The following is a 22,081-nucleotide window of genomic DNA, read 5'->3' as shown; positions in this document are numbered from 1 at the left end:
AAAGGGGCTTCATTGTATGGTGATGGGGAGTGCCCCGCCAATTTCTCGTCTAAGGCAAACGTATGCTCGCCTGCCTGAACGAAGCCGCGACTGCCTACCACGTCCCCGTCTCCGCCATCGAGCGGGTAATGACGGCGGCAGGGCGGGCCAAATCCGGCGTCGGACCCATGGGTATCCCACAGCAATGGCTGCCGGTACTGACTGCCTATGGTTTTTCGGCAAGCGCCGTCCGCAAGAGCCCTTGTTGGGGCATTGCGGCTGGCACCTGGATTCTGGCGGTGGAGAAGCTGTATGCAGATGGAGGGCGGGGAATTTCTGCCCGTGGGCACTTTGTGTACCCCACAGCTTTGCCTGCCATCCCCTCGCGGTTCGTGCGCTGGGCCAATCAGGCATCGGCGGCGACCGGGGTCCCTGCTGCCATGATTCTGGCGGTTGCCGCGCAGGAATCAGGTTTCCATCCTGATGCGGTCAGCGACAAAGGCGCGCAGGGCCTCATGCAGTTCATGCCTGGCACCTGGGTACGATTCGGGCAGGGCAGCCCTTTTGATCCCAGGGACGCCATCTTTGCTGGCGCCAGGTATCTGCGGCATTTGGAATTGCGGCTGAAAAGCTGGCCACTGGCCGTTGCCGGGTACAACGCCGGAGGCCAGGCGGTGGTGGACGCCGGATACCGGATCCCGCCTTTCCGGCAGACGCAACAGTACGTCCCCGCGGTGATTTCCCGATTTGAGCAGTATTCACACAAAGGAGTGCAGTAGATGCGCAGGAAAAACACGTTGCAATCCGCTCTGGCGCTGGCAGTGGTTGCACTCTCTGGCTGCGCCACTTTTCACCAGGTTCACCAGATGCAGGAATCGACCGAGGCGAAAATCGCCCAATATCAGCAGCCTGTACCGCCTCCTGTGGTGACTACGGTGGATACGCCGTATCTGATGGGCGCGGCGGTTGATGTACGGCAATCCACGCCGGAGATTTTGCGGCGGAACATCACCCTGGTTTCTGCCAATCCGCTGACGATTCAGCAAATTGCCGGAAAAATTTCTGAGATCACGGGGATCCCCGTGCATGTGGAGGATCTTGCCGCCGCCAACGAGGGGAAACCCGGAACCTTTCTTCCGCCCTTGCCAAGCCAGTCCGGTGGCATAGGTGGGACTTCTGGTCAGTCGCACGCCGTGGAGATCCCTCTGGACTGGCAGGGAAGCGTTTCCGGTCTGCTGAACATGATTACCGCGAAGAACGGTGTCTGGTGGCATTACCGTAATGGTGCCGTTGAGATTTTCCGCACGGAAACAAGGTCTTTTTCTTTGCCGGCACTGGATTGGGCTACGGAATCTTCCGGATCGATCGTTGCCTCTGCCGGTGCGAGTGGCAGCAGTAGCAGTTCTTCTGGTGGCCTTGGTGGTTCTTCCATGGGGTCTACTGGCGGAAGTGGCGGTAGTAGTGGCGGTAATGAGTCTACCGGCACCACCAGCATTACCAACACATCCAAAGTGGATGTCTGGAAAACTCTGGACAAGGTAGCAGAAACGGTTGCTGGTGGCGGGCAGGTGGTAACGGACCCGGCTACGGGGACCGTTACGGTGACGGGCACTCCGCCACAAGTGCGCAGAATCCACGATTGGGTTCAAGGCCTGTCACGTCAGCTTACCCGTCAGGTGGCGATTACGGTGCACGTCTATAATGTGAACCTCAACAATGAGCAGAATTATGGCCTGAACCTGTCTGGTGCATTCAACGCCATTGCCAACAAGTATGGCGTGAGCCTGCAAGGGGTTGCCCCGCCCAAGACGACGGGAAGCGTTTCGCCGCTTTCTTTGGGGGCAAATATCCTGAGTACGGCCACCGGCGCCTTGGGTCAGTGGCAGGGCAGCAGTGTCGCCGTCCAGGCGTTATCGACCTTGGGGCACGTCACGCAGGTGTTCAGCCGGTCAGCGGTTTCGTTGAATGGTGAGCCGGCGCCGATTCAGGTGGCGCAGCAGACGGGATATCTGGCGGAGAGCAGTTCCACGGCAACCGCCAATGTGGGGACGACCAGCGGGCTGATTCCGGGAACGGTTACGACGGGCTTTACCGCGATGTTCCTGCCCAAGGTGGTCGATGGGAAGATTCTGTTGGGGATGAACATGACCATCAGCAATCTGGTTGGCATACAGACTATCAGCAGCAATGGAAGCAGCATTCAGGTTCCGACGGTTGACAGCTCTACCTTCCAGCAGTCGGTGAAGTTGAAGCCGGGGCAGACATTGTTGTTGACCGGGTTCTCCCAGAATGATGACAGCACGACACACAATGGCGTAGGCAGTCCGTACTTCCCGCTCTTGGGTGGAGGCGCGGATGCCAGCCTCTCCAGGCAGATGATCGCCATTGTGATTACGGCGAGGATTCTTTGATGCCAGGATTGATCAAGATTCCTGGTGACAAACGGGTTTTCGTCGCCGGGATGTATTGGCGGCATGAGGACCGAAAGCCATCGCGAAAAACCTTGCTGGCTGGGGCTCGCGGGACGGACTTTTGGGTGGCGCAACGCCGAACCAAAAGCCGGTCCCTGCAGTCCGGGTTTTCCCGCCCGTTGACGGGCGCGGATTTCCTGACCGAAGGCGGCAAGAAAGCCGCGCTCAACAAGGTCTATAGGGGAACTGCCTATTCTCTTGCGGCGGCTATGGCCGATGTTCTGCAGGAGCCGTGGCTGGGCATTTTCGATCTGGGCAATGGGCTGTACTGGTACATTGCCGTTCGGGACAGCTACGAGATATTGCCAGATGGCGACGCGGTTGGTGATTGGGAAGCTGTAGACAACTTGCGGCGGCAGCATGCCGCTTATGGAGAGCCTTCCGTTTTTCGGGATGGCGGATTGGAGGAAATTGCGGAGATTCTGCGGCAAGGCCCAAAGATCACGCCAGTCGTCGATGTCCGGAAGAATCCGGCCATGCCCGCCATTTTGGGTGGTGGGGCATTGGCGGCTGCCGCAGCCGGCGGTCTGGTTTTTTGGCACATACACGAAGAACAGGTTGAAAAATCGCAGTTATTGGCGCAAGAACAGCGCATCGCCATCGAGCGTGCCATGGCTGCACGCCGCGCGGCAAACCGTGTGCTCCCCTGGGCGGCACAGCCCTTTCCCTCGGCATTCCTCCGGGATTGCATGGGCTTTGCGCAAGGCATTCCTTTATCGGACAAGGGCTGGGGTCTGAAGTCGATTGCCTGTCGTGTTTCCAACGGGCAGGTGCTTGCACAGGAGACCTGGTCCTGGTCGCCCGGGGCGACGGCCCTGTATCGACCCAAAGGACAGTTGCTGGAGCGTGGCAAAACCGTTCTGCAGACACTGCGGGTTGGGTCCATAGCGGCTTCTGGTGACGGGCAGACTTTGCCGGTCCAACGTGCCGAAGAAACTGCCTATGGAGTTGCGCAGGCTTTGGCTCTGGATATCCGCCTCAGCGCTCCGGTTGCGCCTGTGCAAAAAACCTTGCCTGGGGAGAGACCCGCACCAAAGCCAGCGAAAAGCGAAAAACCATGGGAAACGATGAATGTGGTGTTGAAGGGCCCTCTGGCGCAATGGGGTAATCAAAGCCTTTGGGATATTCCAGGGCTGCGATTCACCCAACTGCTGTTCACGCCATCGAAAACCGGCGCCATTACCTTGAAGGCCATTGGGGATCTGTATAGCCCAAATGCGGCTTTTTCGGCACCAAGGTCAGCCATTGCCGTTCGTTCACCAAAAAATGATGTACCGCGTGTTCCCGGCACAGATGTGGTTTCTTCTGGCGGTATGCAATGAGGGCAAAGGAGCAAAAGATGTCTCGCACAAAAAACCATATTTTACCATTGCGTCTGGCGATGTTGTGTGCCGGGCCAGTGTTCTTTTTGTCGGGGACCGGGATGGGATTCGCGTCTCCGGTTGGTGCTGGTGGCAACACTGGCAGTTCGGTCTCTATCCCCGCCAGCGTGTCTCCGGCGACGTTCGGGGCGCTTGCCAATGCGCAGAGCGAAGCGTCCCTGCTCAAGGAAAAACTCGAAATCGCCAAGCTCAAGGTGGAAATCAAGAGAGTAAAAGAAGGGAAATCCTTGGGCAGTAACCAGACTGCTTATCCGCAAGCCATGCCGGTAACGGCGATGCCGAATGGTTCCATGCCGAACGGGGATTCTGGAGATCACAGGCTCCCCAAGGTGGTGAGCATCCTTGGGGGCAGTAACGGGGATGTTGCCGATCTTGCCTTGCCTGGCGGCGGTACGGTGGCGGTGCGGGTCGGCGCCAGCGTTGCTCCCTGGGGCAAGGTCGCCGCGATATCGGGCAGCGGAGTGTATCTGGATCATCAGGGCAAGCGTCTGCTGTTGCCGTTTGTGGCTTCCGATGGCGCTTCCGTTGCGCCATCTGGCAACACCTTCGCTGGTCCATCTAGCGGTGGTGGTGGCAATTCTTTCCTGCCGCCGAATGTCACCCAGGGCATTCCGCAAAACCTGCCTCCTGTTGGCGCTCCGCCCATGCCAAAGGAATAATCGAATGGCAGATAACGAATTTTTGCGCCGCTTTCAGCAGGGTCGCCTACGATCTGGGGAAAAAGATTCTGCGGAACCCCAGGAATCTGCAGGTCCGAAGACTATCGACGAAGCGATTGGACAGCATCCTTTCCCGGACGCTGCGAAAGAGTATGCCGCAATCGACGGGAATCGCCTGTATATCCTGAAGGGTCGGCATGGGATGCCGGTTATCCAGTCCTGGCGGGCCGAATTGGCGCGTGCGGGGTTCACCATAGACATCGTGGAATGCGATATGGAGGCCCTGGCGCAGGTGCGCAGTAGTGTTGCGCAATCCTCGGAAGCCAATCTTTCTGCCGTCCGGCAGGTGCGCCGCATCGTCGCACAGGCCGTACAGGAAAAGGCCAGCGATATTCACTTTTCCCTGCATGGTGAAGCCGGCAAGGGACACATGTCGGTGCAGTTCCGGGTGCGCGGAACCGTCGAGGATCGTATGCAGTTCCCCTTCTCCGAGGGATCGCAGATGATCCGCGCCATGTTCCAGGGCATGGCCGCGGTTTCCGATGCTTCTTTCCGTGAGACGGAAGATCAGCATGCCGTCATCGTCAATCCGGCCCTGCTACGCAGCGACGCTGGCGAAGATTTGGGGTTATCCGGCATACGCCTGGCGCGGGCGCCGTTGTATGACGGCATGAACCTGGCTGCGCGGCTTCTATATCGGTTGGAGAAACCGAGAGAGGATGCCGATCTCCTGGAGCAGTTGGGGTACTCCAAGCGCCAGCGGCACATTCTGTATCGTCTGGCACGCCAGACCATGGGGATCAATCCGTTTACCGGCCCAACGGGTTCCGGCAAGTCCACGACGCTTGCGCAGATGATTCACAGCATCCTGCGGATGCGCCATGGGGTGCGGATCATCACCATCGAGGATCCTGTGGAGTATGTGTTTGGCACGGATTACGTCTGGCAATACCTGATCGCCAACGCCAATACCGACGAGGAAAAGAACCGGGCGTTCTCGGGCAAGCTCAAAACTGCCCTTCGCCAGGACCCGGACATTGTGGTGGTTGGCGAAATCCGTGGTCTGGAGGTGGCAAAAGAGGCGATCAATGCGTCCATTACCGGCCACCAGGTATGGACGACGCTGCACGTCTCCGATCCGTTCATGATTGTGCAACGTCTGGTGGCCATGGGGGTGGACGGATTCTACCTGCAGGATCCCAAGATGTTGTCCTCCCTGATAGCGCAACGTCTGGTAAAGACTTTGTGCCAACACTGCGCCATCCCTGCCGATGAACAGTCCGTTCGGGCGCAAGGGGTCGACATCGAGGACTGGGAGGCCATCAAGACCTGGGTAACGCCAGAGTTTCCCCTGGAAGGGGTGCGGCTCAAGGGTCCGGGATGCGCGCATTGCCGGGGTACCGGCATTGCTGGCCGTACCGTGGTTTCGCAAGTGGTGCCGACGGATGAGGATCTGCTGATTGCCATGGTCAATGAGGGACCAATGGCTGCGCGCCGAAGCTATCTGGCACGTCCCGACGCAGAAATACCGATGGAAGCCCATGCCGTACTGAAAGTGCTGGCAGGCAAAACGGATCCGCGCTTCGTTGCGGAAATGCTGGGCCCTATCGAACCCAGACCGGAGGCTCTGCGGGCTTTGACCCGGGAGGATTTGTAATGGCTGTGCCGGTCTGGTTCGAAGATTTTCTGAAGGCGCTCGCCCACAAAAGCTGGGGCACCAAAAAGCGTGGGGCTTTTTACCGGCGCCTGGCGGTGTATGTCGATAACGGCACGCCTCCCAGGCAGGCGGTGAAACGGCTGCTCGATCAAGTGAAGGGCCGATACAAGGATCCCGATGGATTCTTCGCCCTCATGGATGCCGATGCGATCGCCCTCAGCGAGATTCACGACCGCCTGGCAAATGGAGAAATGTTCTCGCAGGCGCTTGCCGATTGGGCGCCGGCATCGGAGTTGTCCATCATCCGGGCAGGTGAGGGATCTGGAGAGCTTCCGGATGCGTTGCGCAGTGTTTTGCAGGGAAGCGGCATCATTGCCAAGGTCATCTCGCGCATCATTTTTGCCCTGATCGAGCCGGGCGTCATGTCCCTGTTGTTGTTGTATCTGCTGTATTTGATCGGTACCCAGATGGTGCCGCCGATTGCAGAAATCGCACCGACAAACACTTGGCCCTTTTTGGCAAGGCTCATGGTGCCACTGGGCGATATGGCGGTGAGTCCATTTTTTTATGGATTCCTGATTCTCTTTGTGATTTCCATTGTGGCCGCCTTCATTTCCTTGCCGCGCTGGGCGGGGAGGTCCCGCCGTGTGGTGGAGTCGATTCCGCCGTGGAGCCTGTATCGGCGCTTGCAAGGGGCGCAATGGATGCTGGCTTTCTCCAAGCTTTCCCGTGCCGGCATTCCGCAAGCGGAAGCTTTGCAGTTACAGGCGGAGATGGCCACCCCGTGGATGGCAGAGCGACTGCATGATGCCGCCATCCGGGTGAAAAACGGTGCGGAGATCGGCAAGGCTTTCATCGATGGCGAATACGGCTTCCCTGATCGCATCGTGGCCGATGATTTGTCGGCATTCTCTGGCGCGGCGGACTTCCCGCAACTGGTCGAGAAGCTCGCGCGGGAATGGTTGGACGAGACAGAGGAAAAGATCATGGGGATGGTGTCATTACTGACAATCTCCACGACTGTGGGAGTCAACGGGGTGTTTTTGCTGGCCGTTGCCGGAATGACGCAGTTGCAGAGCGTGCTCACGGCGGCTGCGCATTGAGAGGTTTGGTGTATCCGGAATGGGTCTGGCTATACCGGCAGGTGAGGTGTTTTTTTTGGTCCCAGAAAGGAGGTTGTAGGTTATGAACCCGATTACGATGGTGTTCGTCGGCATCGTCTTCGTGCTCTTCGTAATCGCTGGCGTGGTTGCAGGCATCTCCCTGCTGCACGGTAGTGAGGCGGGCACGTTTGTGCAGGACGTGACGACGATTCAGGGCGCGGTCAACAAGGTGTTTGGTGTGCAGGGAAATTATTCGGGGGTCAGTTCAAACTGTGGGTCTGGCACGGCGAACCCACAGTGCGTCATTCCGGAAGCTTTGCAGGCAACCACGCCAATTGGCGGGACTTTCAATGTGCAGTCTGGTGGGGCTGGCTTGCCCAACTATGAGTACGAGGTGGAAGTCAGCGGAGTCAATCTCAGCGCGTCCATCTGCAAGCAGATTGTCTCACAGGTCGATACCGTATCGACGTTGGTTGATGGCACCGCTGTTGGCAATGCCAACAACACACCGACGGGGTCCCAGGCGCAATCCGCTTGCGGCAGCGGCGGGGTGACCTCGCTGGGCTTTGTGTTCAGTAACGGACAGTAAGTGCAGATGTGGTTTGCCAGAGCAATCTGACCACACCACTTATATTCACGGTTCATCAATGAAGGAGCGCTTTTATGGCAGGTCTTGCCGATCTCGATTTTTCGGATATTGCCATCGAGTCGGAACCAGCAGCCTGCCGTTACAAGCGTTTCTCGGAGGATTTGGCGGTCAACCAGGTGCCCAATGCGCTGTGGCCGGAAGTCCAGGCGCTCCGGGAAACGCTTCTGCAACAAAGCGGAAGCCGTTTTCGCATAGAGTTTCATGGAATGCGATTGCGGGTGCAGTTGCGCCATACACCGTATGGTCCCGTGTTCGTGGCACGGAAGATTTCTTCGGCATTACGCAAAATCGACGAATTGGGCCTGCCGGCGCCCATCGTGCAGAGTCTTCGCGATCCCAGACTCCGGGCGGGCTTTGTGCTCTTTTCTGGTGGGCCGGGGTCCGGGAAGACCACGACGGCCTGTGCCCTGTTGATGGATCGCCTGGAAAGAATCGGGGGTTTTACCTGGACGGCGGAAAATCCGGTGGAGTTCGATTTGCAGGGGGCTCATGGGGCAGGGCAGTGCTATCAGGAAGAGATTGGTGAGGACTCCGAAGTCATGCGGGTGCTGATGGATACCTTGCGCAGTGGCGCGGATACCTTTTATATCGGGGAAATCCGCGAAGAACAGTCGGCCAAGGCTGCCTGTCTTGCGGCGGCCAGTGGCATGCTCGTCGTCAGCACCGTACACGCGGACAATCCGCAACAGGCCATCCTCAAGATCGGCATGCTGGCCGGTTTCGACAGCATTGCGCAATCCCTCAAGGCCGTGGTGACGCTGCGGCTGGATGTGCGCATGAGTCCGGCAGGAAGGCAAAAGGTACTCCTGGTGCAGCCATTCTTTGTCGAGGATGAGGCCATGCGCATCAAGATTCGGGAAGGAAATCTCTCCAGTTTGCAGCAGGACATCGAAATGCAGCGCAATCGTGCCGTCATGGGTGGCGCAATCCCTGGCGGGCAGAGAGTCGCTGGCACGGGGATACTCCGATGATCCGGAGAGGGGCTTCCCGCATGGCATCCTGGCGATCCTTTGACGTTGCCTGCGCTCTGGTGAGCTTTGCCGGCTTTCTTTGGTTCGTCTGGCAAGGTGCGTGGTGGATGTCCTTGGGGTGGCTTCTCTCTGCGGTTTTGGCTGCCTGGTCGGCCTGGCGGGACGGGACGGGGAGAATGGTGCGACTGATCGTGACCCCTGCGGATCGCCGTGTGGCTCTCCTTGCAATCGGTCTGAGGGTGTCGGCATGGTCTATGTCTTTCCGTTGATGTTCCTGTCCTTCTTGCTGTTCATGGGGGCCTCCCTGCAGATTCCCTCACGCTCGGGGATCGTGCCGGTGTACAGCCAACAGCCTGCTGATGGAAGTTCTGAGGACAGCGCTTCCAACGTTTATGATTTTATCGCGGTCAGCAGGGCTACCTTGGCCTATGCGGAAGCGAATGCTCCATCCGGGGGGAGTTATACGGCACAGCAGTTGGCTCCGTATATGGGCGGTGTGGCTTTCCCGCCGAACTGGCAAGCACAGGATCAGGGTGGAGATCTGGTCGTCTGGACGGATTCCGCCACGTCGAATGACATGGGCATGGTCAGCGATGAGACAACGAATGATTGTGCGTATGGCTATGTCCAGAATGGCGAGATACTTTCCGAATGCGGTGGCATCGGGATCGGCGCGGCACCTGCAGGCGCTGCCAATGGCGATCTGGCCTGGATGGTTCAGTATCCAAGCAACGAGAACAACTAGGGGGTAACCGGTCATGAATCCAATAGCGATGGTTTTTGTACTGATTGGGCTTGCCATCATGGCGCCTCTGGGTGTGCATTACCTGAACTACCAGAGCCGCCAGACCATGGCGACGGTTGCAGCCCTGCAAATGGCGCGTATCCAGAAAGCCGCCGAGGGGTACATCACCACGTACTCCGCAAACATCGAGGGACAGGCGACGGCCACCAGTCCGGTCACGATCACCATCCCCATGCTGGTGAACACGGGATACCTGCCCAACGGTTTCCAGGCGAACAATCCATACAACCAAACCTGGGAGGTGCAGGTATTACAGCCGTCCGCTGGTCAGTTGCAGGCATTGGTGCTCTCGACGGGGGGGCAGGCTGTCAATACGCAGTCCTTGGGGCTTGCAGCGCAGATTGCAGGCAGCCCAGGCGGTGTCGTTGGCGGCGGAACCGGGAACACGGCGGTTCCAGGTTGTGCTGCGGGTGAGGCTTGTGGTGTGTATGCGGGCTGGAAAGTGCCAACTGCCTACACGGCGGCCCAGCCGGGGCACCTGGCTGCTCTCATCGAGTACAGCAACGGGCAGGTGCAGAACGATTATCTGTACCGTGTTGCGGTTCCCGGGCAACCACAACTCAACCAGATGCAGACGAATCTGGATATGGGGAACAACAATGTCAATAATGCCCAAAATGTGAACGTCAACGACGATGTTACTTTGGGAAACCCCGGAGCAGCACACGGGGGTAGTCCGGCTAGTCTACAGGGACAACTGGGAGTTGACGAACAGGCGGGCCAAGGTTTCCCTGGCGGTTGGGGTGGCGGTATTCATTCCTGGGACATATACGCAAATGGCACGGTTGGCACAGGAGAGAACGGCAGCCTGAATGCGTACATGAACGATTTCAATGGAGGCATAGGGGGTGGCGGCCAGGTAGTTACCAGTTCGCTAAATGGGGCGAACTATGCGTACATGCAATCGCAAAATGGCGGGGCGTCCATCGTGACGAATGGCACGGTTCAGGGGGGCTACGTCAACAGCACAGGTAACGTGAATGCGCAAAATGCCATTACGGTAAATGGCGGGGCCGCGGGATGGATCAATAATCAGGGTAACGGCGCAGTGGCTGGAACCTTCACCGCCAACAATGCCCTAGGGTCGAATTATATCTGGTCGAACGGCAATATTGTTGCCGGCGGTCAGGTACAAGCCAATTACGACGCGACCCTGGGCACAGCGGGCGGCTCGGCCAACATCGGCTGGGGATGTTCGCCGAATGGCGCGATCGCGGCGAATGCCAATGGGAGTGGGCAGGTGCTGACGTGTAATAATGGGTCTTGGCAAGCGATGGGGGGTACCAATTTTAATATCGGAACCACTGGAAGTGCGTCCAGCGACAATGGACAGGCATTCAACCTTGGAAATTGGGATCTTTGTTACTTGATGGGTTCTGCTTGGACTTACAATGGATATGCTGCAGTCTACCCGTCTGGAGGCCCTTATTCCAATGGACAATACTCTTGGCAGGCATATGCTACAGGTTTTAGTAATGGAAACGCTCCAACCACAGTTGCATGGGTGTGCGGAAACTTTTCATAAAAGCGTTCTTAATTTCCAATACCATGTGCGAGTAACCAGCCATATGCGCTCTGTATCCAACGCTGGTTTATCCCTAACTGTTTGCAGACTTTGGTTATTCCGATTCTGTTGCGCTTTATATTATATCTTACCCATGCTTCATGTTTAATTTTGACGTTTTCTAACGTCATCGGAGTCAGGTTTTTGTGATACCCAAATATCGTCCAGTTATCAATGTGATAGACCTTGTTAGGAATTCCGGCGTTATTTTTTATACATTGATTATAGCGTACGTCTCCACGGCGAAATACGACGAACTGATTATGTATAACTGACTTATCTGGTGATAGCCATAGTTTATTGCCGCCACCACCAAAAAACGGGGTCATGTATCCCATATTGCAAGAGACAGGGACTCCTGTAACATTTTCGCTCGACACAACGTTGAGCAACATTGTATTGACGTTTTGAAAGTAAGGACCGAATCCGTAATTGAGATGCTTTTCTTCCAAAAAGTGGACAAGAATATTTAGAGTTCGCTCGTTTTTGCTAACGTTGAACCGCATGCCAGTTCCTACAATAAGGTGGACAGTTAGCATGATATAACACATCAGCGCTATGCCCGGCGCAATACAGAAAGCATTCTGAATTTTGTTTTCGTGGCGGATGTTTGCCCAACATCTATGCACCGATATAGATATAATGACAATCACCGAATAGTAAACATTAACAAGAAATCTTGATGCACCTATGTTTTGCGCAAAACCGGTAACTATGAAGGCAACTAAAATTGTAGATATTGATAGCATGAAAAACCGAATCGTAATTCGCGTGAAATTGTCTTCTGCCACCTTTAAGCGGAATAGAATGAATGCCGTCATCGCTGCAGTTACAGCATATAATACCCACAGCACCATAAATGGGCCGTCGTTGGGAATAGGGGTAAAAGAGAACATCAATAAAAGGCTTTTCGCCAAGATCGGGATGTGCTTTATTAGTAGTCCCAGTGAAGCTATTGGGTCACCATTAGGCAAGAAGATGCCAAAGTAATGCAAGGCCATGCTGACGATTTCACCAAAGACAAAGCAAATGGCAATTATTTTAATTACAACGGATTTTCGGTGTAATTCTGTGTGAAACCACCGCCTTGCTTTCCACGAAATTATCATAGCGGGAATCGTGAAGGCTGCTGTGAACCATGGGTCAGAGATAGTGCCAATGATAACCGTCAGGGCAACCAATAATAGACCATTAGATCGTCCGCTTATATATCCAATGAGTCCGTATGCTCCAAGCAGTGCCCAGAACCATGCGATGTTATGACTGATCGGGAATGCCAATATTGTCGGTGAGCCAACTGTCTGTGGATTTGCGACTAAGGCCAGAAAAAACGCCATAAATCCAGAGAACAATGATTTTGTGACATCTTTCACTATAACAGACGTTATTACTGCGTTTGCAAAAAAAATTAACCATCCTTGCAATATGATTGCGGTTAGTGATGTTCCAAAAATCCAATAATATAGTGTAGCAACAGGCAACAGGCTTAGTATTTGATTGTCTGGTGGAAACTGCCAGTGTATGAGCCAATCAAGCCCATGATTAGTAATTCCGTTGGCAATTATTGCCATTTCCGCAGTATCCGAATCTAGCGGCAGCGTCTGGAACGCCGTTCCCAGACTGCTGACAAGTACTGCGACCGAAAGTACCGCAAACGCTGCCCACAATAGCCAATATTTCACTCTTTCACCCTTTGTTAAGAATTTTGTTCTACACAGGAGTCGAATACTGCCATCACCTCTTAGTTCCTGTTCGAGTGGTACACCTGTCGTACCAAGTAAACCGGCCGCCGCTTGCTCTCCTCATAAATTCGTCCAAGGTATTCTCCGATCACGCCCAAGGCCATAAGCTGTACTCCGCCTAGGAACAGAAGCGTGACCATCATGGACGGATATCCCTTCACCGGGTTGCCATAGACTAGGGTGCTGATCACTAGCCATATGGCATAGAGGAAGGCGAGCAAGGAGACAAAAAAGCCCAGATAAGCAGCTAGTTGTAAGGGCACCTGGCTGAACGATGTGATTCCCTCCATAGCGAAATTCCACAGCCGCCAATAGTTCCACTTGGTCTTTCCCGCATAGCGGGGTTCGCGGTGATAGTAGACGTTGGTCGTGCGGAAGCCTACCCAGGCAAACAGGCCCTTCATGAAGCGCCGCCGCTCGGGAAGCTTTTTGAGGGCTTCCAGGGCAGAGCGGGAGAGCAGACGGAAATCCCCGGTATCCGCAGGGATCTCCACGTCGCTCATGCGATTGATGACCCGGTAGAAGGCATGGGCGCTGGCCCGCTTGAACCAGGATTCCCCATCGCGCGAAAGGCGGACGGCGTTGACCACGTCATACCCCTCCTTCCATTTTGCCACAAGTTCCGGAATGATCTCTGGCGGGTCCTGCAGATCCGCATCGAGGGGAAGGGCGCAATCGCCGCGGGCGTGATCCAGTCCGGCGGTCAACGCCGCCTCCTTGCCGAAGTTGCGGGAGAGATCGATCACCACGACGCGGGGATCCTCCCGGTGGAGGGCTAGCAGTTGCGCCAGGGTGTCATCTTTGCTGCCATCATTGATACAGACCATTTCCCATGGCTCGCCGATCTGCTCCATGACCGTAGATATGCGGGTGTAGAGTGCGGAAAGGTTCTCCGACTCGTTGTGGCAGGGGATGATGATGGAAATCATGATACCTGATGTACGCTGTTGATCACTGAACAAACCTGTTATTTTCCTTTTTCTGTATCACTTGGGCTCCACGATTGCAGAATGGAGAGCCCAAGAGGCATCGGGCCATAGTTTTGTCTGGCCGCCATCCCATTTCTGTATCCTCTTGGTGCCACCAAGCAGCATGTTACACCATCCAAGGCTGTGCCGGCAGCCCCGCCCGTATCCCATTCCCCCCTCGCTATACCGAGTAGAGGCGTGCGTTTCGCCTGGCTACTGGGAAGATCAAGGGGGTTGTATGGGACAACAGATGGTTGTGCGGGAGAAGGTTGGCAAGGGGCGCGGTTTCTGGAAGTCGGCGCTGCCTGTTCTGGTTGGTGTGGGTGCGGCCATGGTGGCCGATGTGGCAATGGCTGCGAGCGGCGGTCCTTTTGGAGCAATCAGCAACTTCGTCCAGAGTAACTTCATGCCGTTCATCGGCAGTGTCGGTGTCGCTGGGGGTATTGGCTATGGTGCCGTCCATGCGTTCAAGCATGACTATGGTAAGGCGGCCATGGGTGTCGGTACCGCGGCTGGCGGCGGCTTCCTCATCAGCCAGTACGGCTGGTTTGGTCAGCAGGCGGGAATCTCGGCGGCGACGATGGGTGCGCATGTGTCGACCCTTGCCCTGATCGCACACGGTCTCGGACTGTAAGGCGCATGCGCGAAGTCCGTTTGTACCAGTCTCTGGTTCGCCCCCATCTCTTGATGGGGGCCGAACGCAGGGCAACGATGTGGAATGCTGTTTTTGCCATGATGGTATACTTCTTTACCATGTCCATCCCCGGCATCATCGTCGCCGTGGTGCTGTTCGTTGCGGCTCAGGCGGTTTTACAGATGCTCGCCAAAAACGATGCGCAAATGATCGATGTGGTGATGCGCTCACGCAAGTACCAGCCATTTTATGGGGATGCCGCGAGTCTGGACGCGCCCTATCGGGATATCCCGCAGACCCAGTCGCCATCGCTTACCGCAAAGCTGCTTTCCCGGATGACCGCCAAAAAGAAACCTGCCAAAAACACGGAAGGGGAACCCGTTCGATGATCAATATCAAGGAATTCCGTAGCAAGACCGAACTCGCGTTGCCGGACCTGTTGAACCCCGCCATTTTGGCGGGGGAAATCGATGTGCTGAATCAGCCCTGTGCCGTTTTGTTGAACAAGGACGGCTCCTTTTCTGCCGGGGTGCAATTTTCCGGTCCTGATCGGGAAAGCCTGTCCCATTCCGGCATCGACCGGCTGCCCGCCGTCGTGAATTCCGCTCTTGCCCGCCTCGATGCGGGATGGAGCGTGCATTGGTCGGCCATCCGTGTGGCTGCAGACGGCTATATCGATCCCGACCGGTGCCACTTCCCTGATCCCGTATCGGCCCTCATCGACGCCGAGCGGCGCCTGCAGTTCGAGCAGGAGGGGGAGCATTTCCTGTCCCGGTATGTTGCGGTATTCACCTGGCAGACCCCGCCAGAGTCCGAGGTCTCCGCCGGACAGATGTTCATTGAATCCAAAAAAGATCACGAGCCGGACAGCTTCGATATCCTCTTGCGCAAGTTCGAAGACAGTCTGCAGTCTGCCCTGGGGATTCTGCGCCAAAGCTTTTTGCTGGTGCCGCTGGATGCCCGCGGATTGCTCACCCATTACCACGAATGTCTGACGGGACAGACGCATCCCGTCAATCCCCCGACCATCCCTGCCTATCTGGATGTGTTATTGGGCCACCACGATTTTATCGCGGGGACAGAGCCGTCGATCGATGGAGAGAATGTCGAAATCGTGACGGTGACGGGCTTCCCCGACAGGACGCATCCGCTCCTGATCGAGGATCTGCACAACCTGCCTTTTCCCCTGCGCATGACGACACGCATGATCCTGCAGGACCAGCAGGGTTCCAAAAAGCTGATTGCGGGCTATCGCGAGAAGTGGGCGAGTTCCAAGTTCTCCCTGCGCGACTATATCAGTGGTGCCATGAGTCAGGGTCAGCTGCGCCAGGACCGCGCCGATCCCTTCAAGCAGGCCATGGAGCAGGAGACGGCACTTGCCGACGGGGATGTTTCCAGTGGCGCCGTGCGCATGGGCTTTTTCACCTTCACGGTGATCTTGCGCGGGAAAGATCACAAGGTACTGGAAGAGCAGGTACGCATGGTGCAAAGCCTCATCAACAATGCAGGCTTTGTGGCAAAGCGGGAGAAAGTCAACGCCGTCGAAGCCTTTTTGGGAAGCCTGCCCGGGCACACCTGGGAAAATGTCCGCCGTCCGGTGATCAGCACCATGAACTTCGCCGACATTTCGGCCAAGACAGCCGTCTGGGCAGGGAGCCCGGACTGCCCGAGCGATCTGATGAAAGTGGATGGGTTGCACCCTGCGAAGGGTTTGCACCCTGCGAAGGGTTTGCACCCTGCAAAGGGCAGGCGTGCGCCCTGCCTGATGTTTGCCAAGACTACGGGAAGCACCCCGTATCGTCTGAATCTGCACGTTTCTGACCTGGCCCACACGGCGATTCTGGGGCCGACCGGTGGTGGCAAATCCACCTTGCTGGCACTCATAGCTGCCCAATGGCTCCGCTACCCGCGTGCCCGCGTCATCGCCTTTGACAAGGGCCGCTCTCTGCTTGCCCTGACGGAAGCCGTTGGCGCCAGTTCCCCTTCCTTCGCCCAGCACTACGATCTGGGCGGGGAGTACAGCAAACTGACCTTCGCCCCGCTGGAGCGGATCGACACAGTGCCTGGCCGGATCTTCGCCGAAGAATGGCTGGAAAGCCTGGCCGTGTTGCAAAACGTTCCGGTGTCGGCGGCTACCCGCGCGGTGATCCATCGTGCGGTGGAAGGGCTCTCGATGGAAGAGGGGAGATCGATTTCGGATGTGGTGAACCTTTTGCAGGATCCGCATCTCAAGGAAGCCATCGGGGTCTACACCGGCACCGGCAAGTATGGAGATATCCTGGATGCCCGACACGACGGGCTGGACATGAACGGTCGCTTTCTCACCTTCGAGATGGACAGCCTGCCGCAAGGGGAGACTGCCAAGGGCCTTGTGGTTCCGATTCTGTTGTACCTGTTCCATCGTATCGAGTCGATGCTGGACGGCAGCCCGACGCTGATCATCCTCGATGAGTCATGGTCGTTGCTGGACAACCCGATGTTTCTCGCAAAAATCCGCGAGTGGCTCAAGGTCCTTCGCAAAAAGAATGCGGCGGTGGTGTTTGCCACGCAATCCCTGGCGGATTTGAGAGACAACCCTCTGTTACCGGTCATTCAGGAATCCTGCCCGACCAAGATTTTCCTGCCCAACAAGGAAGCCGCGTCGCCCAATCTGGTGGAGATGTACCAGTCTTTTGGCCTGGTCGACCGGCAGATCGAATTGCTGGCCGCGGCTACGCCGAAACGCGATTACTATGTGACGAGTCCCGAGGGCCAGCGTCTGGTGTCCTTTGCCTTCGGGCCGGTAGCGCTGGCCTTTTGTGCAGTGTCCGATCCGCGGGACGTGAAGCGCGCGATCGAACTCAAGGAACAATTCGGTGCCACCTGGCCCATGCAATGGTTGCGCGAGCGCTTGCCGCAAAAGTCCATAGCTGGGTGGACGCAATATCTGGAGACGCTGTATCGGGAGTTTGGGGTCAACTGATGAAGGTGTGGATTCTGTGTTACTGGTTGGCTATGCTGGCACTTTCCATACGAATCCTGTCGGAGCAGTGGCTGTTGACGCGGAAAACTCTTCACGATTTTTGGAGCGACGCATTCCTCAAAGATGGCCGGGCGGGCGGAAGATCACTGGCACAAGAGTTCGCGTTAAGCGTTTTTGGTGAGCCTGATACCCATTGGTGGATGCGCATTTTGTACGCTGTTTCGGCTTTTTGTTCTTATTTTTCCTTCGCTTGTTTCATGTTTGTGGCCTGCTTACATGCCGAAGGAGTAACCTCTATATTTGTGTCGATAGCGGTTCTGTTCGTGATCTCATTAGCAATGCTGGTTACTACGGGAACTCTTCTTCTGCGGTTCACCATCAAAAGTGGAAGGTTGAAAGAACGTGTGGCCGATTTCCGATCCAGGCACGATCTGGCTCTTTGGCGGTATGCGCAAAGCGGCGAACCCTCTGAACTTCCGAGATGGTGGCTATATGGGGTATCCACGAGTGATACGGTTTTTCGATTGCTTGAATCTGCGTGGCCATTTGTACTCCTTTTCCTGGCCTTGGCTGGATTTGCGTTTGGGTTTTTGTCATGGGTAGGGGCGAAGCCCTCTTTTTTGGCGGGCACATCGTGGTTCATCCTGCTCTTGTGGATGCTGATAGGCTGGATCATGCCGATGGATGGGCTGGTGAAATTGGCAACATGGAAAGGCGATGGGAAGTTTTCAGAGGTGTTGCTGAGGAATGCCGCACAAAAATTTTGGATGGAGTAGCCGCCAACAGTGACCGACTTAGTGGACATTTATCCAATAAATTGGCATATTGTCCTTTATGACGGACAGGAAGCTTCCCATCGGCAACGCATTGGAACTCGGCAGGGCCCTGCGCGCAGAGCGCAGGATGCGCGGTTGGTCGCAAGAGGAGCTTGCCCGGAAAATTGGGCGCGATCGCAAAAGCATCGTTGCCCTGGAAAAGGGCGATAACGTCGGAATCCACGTGCTCATGGCGGTCCTCATGGCTTTGGGCAAAGGTCTGGAGATCCGGGCCTATGGTCGGGTCGAGTACGAACGTCTGCAGGAGATTTTTGGCGATGAAGACGGCGAGGGTTAGGCGGTTGATGGTGTCCACGCCCCAGGGCCCATCCGGGTGCCTGGACAAGGAATCCCAGTTCGTCTTCAACTACGACCGCGGGGTCCAGCCGGCATGCGAAGTGTCCTTGACCATGCCGTTGCGTGCGCAAAGCTACAATGCCAACGTGCTCCCTCCGATATTCTCCATGAATCTCCCGGAAGGTTGGCTTGCCTACAATCTGCAACAACGGCTGGCAAAGCTGGGCCCGGTGGACGATATGACCCTGCTGGCGATTACCGGCCAACAACAGATTGGCCGGTTGGCATTCCAGGAACCGGAAGGTCCGCGCTCTGCAAGCAAGCCATCGATCCGGCTCAAAGAGATACTCTCCCTGCCATCCGTAGAGGTCTTTGCCTTTTTAGCAGAGCAATACTTCGACTCCGGTATATCGGGTGTACAACCCAAGTTTCTCGTTCCTGATGCGGACAACATCCGGTTTACCGGAAACACGGCAAACCTGATCGTGAAATCTGGCGGCTCCGAATATCCGGAGTTGGCGGTAAACGAATTTCTCTGCCTCACCGCAGCAAAGCATGCCGGTCTGCCCGTGCCGGATTTCTGGTTGTCTTCCGATCGCCAACTGCTTGCCATAGAGCGTTTTGACCTGGATGCGCTAGGGGCGCACAAGGGGTTTGAGGACATGGCGGTTCTCATGGGCAAAAATGCCGATGCCTTTGGCAACTACAAGTATCAGGGAAGCTATGAGCAGATTGCCAAGGCCATTCAGTTTTTCGGGAAAGAGAATGCGGCGGAGGATCTGCAGACCTTTTTTGCTTCGGTTGCGCTTTCTGTCCTTGTTCGCAATGGCGACGCGCACCTCAAGAACTTTGGTCTCCTGTACGATCATCCGCATGGTGCATCGCCAAGGCTCGCGCCAGTGTACGACGTTGTCACCACCACCGTGTATGCCGGCTTTGATCAGCGGACTGGCCGCGAGATTGTCGACAGGACCCTGGCACTCAAGCTTGGCGGCACGAAAAATTTCCCACTCAAAAAAGAACTCCTGGATTTTGGCTTGAGAGTTTGCGGGGTAAACCGTCCAGATCAGACCATTGACAGGATATGGAGCGGCATGGTTCGGACTGCAAAGGAATCTTTCGATTTGTTGAGTTCCCAGATGCGGGAAAAGATGCTGGAGGAATGGGGCATTGGGAGAGACAAAAAGAGCGCTTCCTTTGGTCTCATTGCCCCCAAACGGAAACCCGATATCGAAATCGAGTGATCCCTGGCAGGGGAGGCAGGTACTCTGGCCGCCACGGGCTGCCGCTATACCCTGTCTGGCATAGACAGGGGGCGGGAGAAAAATTGGTATGGCGTTGGTACTGTTGCTTCTGGTTGGGAGTTTCTGGATGGGCCAATTCTTTTGGTTCCCGGATGGGGATTCGCTGCTGCGTCTTCTGCTCAAGGACGCCGATCTTCCCAAAAATCTGCAAGACCTGTGGGCAATCGATCACTACCGGGCGACCTTTTCTCCCGATGTGCTTCCTCTTTGGCTCAAGCAAGCCATGGTCTACCTGTCGGTGTTTTCTTGGCTGACCTTGCTGATCTGGACCGTTCTGGCTTCCTTGTCGGTTGCCGGGCTGTATCTCAAAAGTCTGGGACCCTGGCCGGCTTGGGTAGCATTCGTGACTTGGGCCATCTCGCAAGCGCTGTTGTTGACGGCGTTTCTTTGGGAGACCTTTTGCTTCTGGAAAAAGAAAGTGCCGCTCGATATCCGCCTCCGAAAGGCACAATGGCTTGCAGCGCACCCCAAGCCTCCCGGGAACTGGCCGGCAGGGCGATTCCCCTGGTGGTTTTGGCTGGATCGCGATGCGCTGGAGACGGTTTTCAGGGCAGGGATTTTCCTGGGAGGCTTTCTCGCCTCTGCCGCTGTGGTTTTGTACTTCGCCTATTTGGCGAAACCAAGGGTACTCACCGCCAGTGGTTTTTGGGAATTGCTGCTCCTCTTGGTATTCGCGGTTTTCGAGTCGGTGGTCCCGCTAACCCTTTGGCTGTACCATCTGGATTGGAGCCGGCGGGATCGGACTTTGTTGCTGTTTTGGGCTTCCAGACAATAGCGCCGGGAAATTTTGGATATCGGAGGAATGGATCTGAGATGAGCCAGGATTTGCCTATTTTGCAGTTGGACCTGGTCGTTCAGGATGAAGATGGCAACACGGAACCCGCCCTGCAAATGCAGATCTTCCCTGCGGTCTGGCCCGTGTTGCTGGAAGCGATGGAGTGGCTGCGGCAGCACCAGGACCAGGATTTTGTGCGGGTGACGCTGTATGGCACGAAAGAGCGTGGCGTACACATCGATCTGAACCGGGAGATGCTGACCAACCTGGTGGCCGAGATTCAGGGGTTCCGGTTTCAGACGCCTTTGCAGTGAGGTTGAGAGTGCTTCGTCACGACGCCAAGAGCCTGGCTTTGTTCCGGGCAATCCACAAAAAGATCACGGCAGCGGACCACTCGTCAGGGGGACCCTTGCCGTACCTACGTGCAGCCCACGATTGGGCGCAACGTTTCTCCCGGGAACGACCCGAGGATATTTGGCTGGAAGAGTGGGTGGAGCGCCTGGGGCGTGCCATCACCACGAAGCTGGATCGGGAGTCGCTGTATGATCTCATGCTTTCGACCTCCCAACACGCGATAGACATGCGCAGCAGTTCGCCCTTTGCGATGGTGCTCACGACCAAAGAGCGTACGGCGGTTTTGTTAGATTTCGAGCGGCAGTGGCGCGAGGGAACCTGGGATGACCGAGGAACAGCTTGAGCATTTAATCCGGTCTTCAGGTGTTATTCTGAAAGACGAAGCAGTTTTTGTTATTGGCAGTCAGTCGATTTTGCCCTGGTTGCGCAAATGGGCTGGCAAACCGCCCCGGAAATGGCCTGGGGTATTTACCCTTTCCAGCGAGGCGGACATCATCCCCATCGACAACGATGAGGAAAAATCGAACCTCATCGATGGGACATTGGGGGAAGAATCCTATTTCCACAAATCCTTTGGCTATTATGCGCAGGGCGTTTCTGTGGAGACTGCCCGTGCGCCGGAAGGTTGGCAAGCTCGTTGTTATCCCCTCGAAAGCCCCAATACCAACGGTATCGTTGGTCATTGCATGCACCCGGCGGATCTTTTCCTTGCCAAGGCAATGGCTGGAAGACCAAAAGATGGCCCGTTTTTGGACGCCATGATCGAGCATGGACTGGTGCAGGAAAAAACGATTCAGCACCTGATCCCCAAAATCCCAGGCTGCACGCCACAGGAACTGCAGAACCTGACAAAGAGCGTTAGCGCCAGGTTCCGAAAGGTGCTGCTGCGGCAAGATCCTCAAAAACTCCGCAGAGGGTCTGGGATCGACGAAGAATAGAAGGATTTCAGATGCCTGAGCCGAAGTGGGTTGTGAGAGCGTGCCACATCGG

23 protein-coding genes are annotated in these 22,081 nt (G+C 56.1%); 21 read left to right on the top strand and 2 right to left on the bottom strand.

The window, feature by feature from the left end:
• Positions 1 to 62: 62 nt before the first annotated feature.
• From M5D89_RS11365 to pilV, 11 genes are all read left to right on the top strand, one after another.
• A complete protein-coding gene (locus M5D89_RS11365; RefSeq protein ID WP_248885913.1) occupies positions 63 to 758 on the top strand; it encodes a lytic transglycosylase domain-containing protein in 696 nt (231 codons plus the stop codon).
• The gene (gene pilN, locus M5D89_RS11360) at positions 759 to 2,390 is read left to right on the top strand and encodes a PilN family type IVB pilus formation outer membrane protein (protein ID WP_248885912.1); all 1,632 of its coding nucleotides are present in this window, start codon (positions 759 to 761) and stop codon (positions 2,388 to 2,390) included.
• Entirely contained in the window at positions 2,390 to 3,772 is a 1,383-nt protein-coding gene (gene pilO2 / locus M5D89_RS11355) for a type 4b pilus protein PilO2 (RefSeq protein WP_248885911.1), read from the top strand. Before pilN ends, pilO2 begins: the two co-directional genes overlap by 1 nt.
• A gap of 17 nt (positions 3,773 to 3,789) precedes the next feature.
• Positions 3,790 to 4,491, top strand: coding sequence for a type IV pilus biogenesis protein PilP (pilP, locus tag M5D89_RS11350; protein WP_248885910.1), 702 nt, complete (start codon positions 3,790 to 3,792; stop codon positions 4,489 to 4,491).
• A 4-nt stretch (positions 4,492 to 4,495) separates the two neighbouring features.
• A complete protein-coding gene (locus M5D89_RS11345; protein ID WP_248885909.1) occupies positions 4,496 to 6,148 on the top strand; it encodes a GspE/PulE family protein in 1,653 nt (550 codons plus the stop codon).
• A complete protein-coding gene (locus M5D89_RS11340) occupies positions 6,148 to 7,251 on the top strand; it encodes a type II secretion system F family protein (RefSeq protein WP_248885908.1) in 1,104 nt (367 codons plus the stop codon). The genes M5D89_RS11345 and M5D89_RS11340 overlap by 1 nt, the downstream gene beginning before the upstream one ends.
• A gap of 82 nt (positions 7,252 to 7,333) precedes the next feature.
• Positions 7,334 to 7,840, top strand: coding sequence for a hypothetical protein (locus M5D89_RS11335; RefSeq protein ID WP_248885907.1), 507 nt, complete (start codon positions 7,334 to 7,336; stop codon positions 7,838 to 7,840).
• 74 nt (positions 7,841 to 7,914) lie between these two features.
• Positions 7,915 to 8,871 (top strand): ATPase, T2SS/T4P/T4SS family, encoded by a 957-nt coding sequence (locus M5D89_RS11330; RefSeq protein WP_248885906.1) that lies wholly within the window; start codon positions 7,915 to 7,917, stop codon positions 8,869 to 8,871.
• Positions 8,872 to 8,891: 20 nt separating this feature from the next.
• Positions 8,892 to 9,140, top strand: coding sequence for a hypothetical protein (locus M5D89_RS11325; protein WP_248885905.1), 249 nt, complete (start codon positions 8,892 to 8,894; stop codon positions 9,138 to 9,140).
• Entirely contained in the window at positions 9,119 to 9,616 is a 498-nt protein-coding gene (gene pilM, locus M5D89_RS11320; RefSeq protein ID WP_248885904.1) for a type IV pilus biogenesis protein PilM, read from the top strand. The genes M5D89_RS11325 and pilM overlap by 22 nt, the downstream gene beginning before the upstream one ends.
• A 13-nt stretch (positions 9,617 to 9,629) precedes the next feature.
• Positions 9,630 to 11,201 (top strand): shufflon system plasmid conjugative transfer pilus tip adhesin PilV, encoded by a 1,572-nt coding sequence (gene pilV, locus M5D89_RS11315; protein WP_248885903.1) that lies wholly within the window; start codon positions 9,630 to 9,632, stop codon positions 11,199 to 11,201.
• Positions 11,202 to 11,209: 8 nt separating this feature from the next.
• On the opposite strand, the gene M5D89_RS11310 is transcribed toward pilV, so the two are convergent.
• Positions 11,210 to 12,922, bottom strand: coding sequence for a hypothetical protein (locus M5D89_RS11310; protein ID WP_248885902.1), 1,713 nt, complete (start codon positions 12,920 to 12,922; stop codon positions 11,210 to 11,212).
• 59 nt (positions 12,923 to 12,981) lie between these two features.
• Positions 12,982 to 13,914, bottom strand: a complete 933-nt coding sequence (locus tag M5D89_RS11305; protein WP_346347740.1) for a glycosyltransferase family 2 protein — start codon at positions 13,912 to 13,914, stop codon at positions 12,982 to 12,984.
• Positions 13,915 to 14,188: 274 nt separating this feature from the next.
• Here M5D89_RS11305 and M5D89_RS11300 point away from each other — a divergent pair, with 274 nt between their 5' ends.
• From M5D89_RS11300 to M5D89_RS11255, 10 genes are all read left to right on the top strand, one after another.
• Positions 14,189 to 14,584, top strand: coding sequence for a hypothetical protein (locus M5D89_RS11300; protein ID WP_248885900.1), 396 nt, complete (start codon positions 14,189 to 14,191; stop codon positions 14,582 to 14,584).
• A 5-nt stretch (positions 14,585 to 14,589) separates the two neighbouring features.
• The gene (locus tag M5D89_RS11295; RefSeq protein ID WP_248885899.1) at positions 14,590 to 14,973 is read left to right on the top strand and encodes a VirB3 family type IV secretion system protein; all 384 of its coding nucleotides are present in this window, start codon (positions 14,590 to 14,592) and stop codon (positions 14,971 to 14,973) included.
• Positions 14,970 to 17,546 (top strand): VirB4 family type IV secretion/conjugal transfer ATPase, encoded by a 2,577-nt coding sequence (locus tag M5D89_RS11290; RefSeq protein ID WP_248885898.1) that lies wholly within the window; start codon positions 14,970 to 14,972, stop codon positions 17,544 to 17,546. Before M5D89_RS11295 ends, M5D89_RS11290 begins: the two co-directional genes overlap by 4 nt.
• Complete coding sequence (locus M5D89_RS11285) at positions 17,546 to 18,322, top strand: hypothetical protein (protein WP_248885897.1); 777 nt, start codon at positions 17,546 to 17,548, stop codon at positions 18,320 to 18,322. Before M5D89_RS11290 ends, M5D89_RS11285 begins: the two co-directional genes overlap by 1 nt.
• A 58-nt stretch (positions 18,323 to 18,380) precedes the next feature.
• Positions 18,381 to 18,659: a helix-turn-helix transcriptional regulator gene (locus M5D89_RS11280; RefSeq protein ID WP_248885896.1), complete on the top strand. Its 279-nt coding sequence runs from the start codon at positions 18,381 to 18,383 to the stop codon at positions 18,657 to 18,659.
• Positions 18,640 to 19,902: a type II toxin-antitoxin system HipA family toxin gene (locus M5D89_RS11275; RefSeq protein ID WP_248885895.1), complete on the top strand. Its 1,263-nt coding sequence runs from the start codon at positions 18,640 to 18,642 to the stop codon at positions 19,900 to 19,902. Before M5D89_RS11280 ends, M5D89_RS11275 begins: the two co-directional genes overlap by 20 nt.
• Before the next feature lie 88 nt (positions 19,903 to 19,990).
• Positions 19,991 to 20,737, top strand: coding sequence for a hypothetical protein (locus tag M5D89_RS11270; protein ID WP_248885894.1), 747 nt, complete (start codon positions 19,991 to 19,993; stop codon positions 20,735 to 20,737).
• A gap of 38 nt (positions 20,738 to 20,775) precedes the next feature.
• Positions 20,776 to 21,051: a hypothetical protein gene (locus M5D89_RS11265; protein WP_248885893.1), complete on the top strand. Its 276-nt coding sequence runs from the start codon at positions 20,776 to 20,778 to the stop codon at positions 21,049 to 21,051.
• Positions 21,052 to 21,059: 8 nt separating this feature from the next.
• Positions 21,060 to 21,434, top strand: coding sequence for a hypothetical protein (locus tag M5D89_RS11260; protein ID WP_248885892.1), 375 nt, complete (start codon positions 21,060 to 21,062; stop codon positions 21,432 to 21,434).
• Entirely contained in the window at positions 21,415 to 22,029 is a 615-nt protein-coding gene (locus M5D89_RS11255; RefSeq protein WP_248885891.1) for a hypothetical protein, read from the top strand. Before M5D89_RS11260 ends, M5D89_RS11255 begins: the two co-directional genes overlap by 20 nt.
• The last annotated feature ends 52 nt before the right edge of the window (positions 22,030 to 22,081 follow it).

Origin of the sequence: Acidithiobacillus acidisediminis, assembly GCF_023277115.1 — a bacterium.
Lineage (GTDB): Bacteria > Pseudomonadota > Gammaproteobacteria > Acidithiobacillales > Acidithiobacillaceae > Igneacidithiobacillus > Igneacidithiobacillus acidisediminis.
This window is presented reverse-complemented; position numbering and strand designations above follow the sequence as displayed.

Excerpts from the sequence above, each read along its gene's own strand:
- M5D89_RS11365 (WP_248885913.1), top strand. The coding sequence starts at position 63 with ATGCTCGCCTGCCTGAACGAAGCCGCGACTGCCTACCACGTCCCCGTC.
- pilN (WP_248885912.1), top strand. The coding sequence starts at position 759 with ATGCGCAGGAAAAACACGTTGCAATCCGCTCTGGCGCTGGCAGTGGTT.
- pilO2 (WP_248885911.1), top strand. The coding sequence starts at position 2,390 with ATGCCAGGATTGATCAAGATTCCTGGTGACAAACGGGTTTTCGTCGCC.
- pilP (WP_248885910.1), top strand. The coding sequence starts at position 3,790 with ATGTCTCGCACAAAAAACCATATTTTACCATTGCGTCTGGCGATGTTG.
- M5D89_RS11345 (WP_248885909.1), top strand. The coding sequence starts at position 4,496 with ATGGCAGATAACGAATTTTTGCGCCGCTTTCAGCAGGGTCGCCTACGA.
- M5D89_RS11340 (WP_248885908.1), top strand. The coding sequence starts at position 6,148 with ATGGCTGTGCCGGTCTGGTTCGAAGATTTTCTGAAGGCGCTCGCCCAC.
- M5D89_RS11335 (WP_248885907.1), top strand. The coding sequence starts at position 7,334 with ATGAACCCGATTACGATGGTGTTCGTCGGCATCGTCTTCGTGCTCTTC.
- M5D89_RS11330 (WP_248885906.1), top strand. The coding sequence starts at position 7,915 with ATGGCAGGTCTTGCCGATCTCGATTTTTCGGATATTGCCATCGAGTCG.
- M5D89_RS11325 (WP_248885905.1), top strand. The coding sequence starts at position 8,892 with ATGGCATCCTGGCGATCCTTTGACGTTGCCTGCGCTCTGGTGAGCTTT.
- pilM (WP_248885904.1), top strand. The coding sequence starts at position 9,119 with ATGGTCTATGTCTTTCCGTTGATGTTCCTGTCCTTCTTGCTGTTCATG.
- pilV (WP_248885903.1), top strand. The coding sequence starts at position 9,630 with ATGAATCCAATAGCGATGGTTTTTGTACTGATTGGGCTTGCCATCATG.
- M5D89_RS11300 (WP_248885900.1), top strand. The coding sequence starts at position 14,189 with ATGGGACAACAGATGGTTGTGCGGGAGAAGGTTGGCAAGGGGCGCGGT.
- M5D89_RS11295 (WP_248885899.1), top strand. The coding sequence starts at position 14,590 with ATGCGCGAAGTCCGTTTGTACCAGTCTCTGGTTCGCCCCCATCTCTTG.
- M5D89_RS11290 (WP_248885898.1), top strand. The coding sequence starts at position 14,970 with ATGATCAATATCAAGGAATTCCGTAGCAAGACCGAACTCGCGTTGCCG.
- M5D89_RS11285 (WP_248885897.1), top strand. The coding sequence starts at position 17,546 with ATGAAGGTGTGGATTCTGTGTTACTGGTTGGCTATGCTGGCACTTTCC.
- M5D89_RS11280 (WP_248885896.1), top strand. The coding sequence starts at position 18,381 with ATGACGGACAGGAAGCTTCCCATCGGCAACGCATTGGAACTCGGCAGG.
- M5D89_RS11275 (WP_248885895.1), top strand. The coding sequence starts at position 18,640 with ATGAAGACGGCGAGGGTTAGGCGGTTGATGGTGTCCACGCCCCAGGGC.
- M5D89_RS11270 (WP_248885894.1), top strand. The coding sequence starts at position 19,991 with ATGGCGTTGGTACTGTTGCTTCTGGTTGGGAGTTTCTGGATGGGCCAA.
- M5D89_RS11265 (WP_248885893.1), top strand. The coding sequence starts at position 20,776 with ATGAGCCAGGATTTGCCTATTTTGCAGTTGGACCTGGTCGTTCAGGAT.
- M5D89_RS11255 (WP_248885891.1), top strand. The coding sequence starts at position 21,415 with ATGACCGAGGAACAGCTTGAGCATTTAATCCGGTCTTCAGGTGTTATT.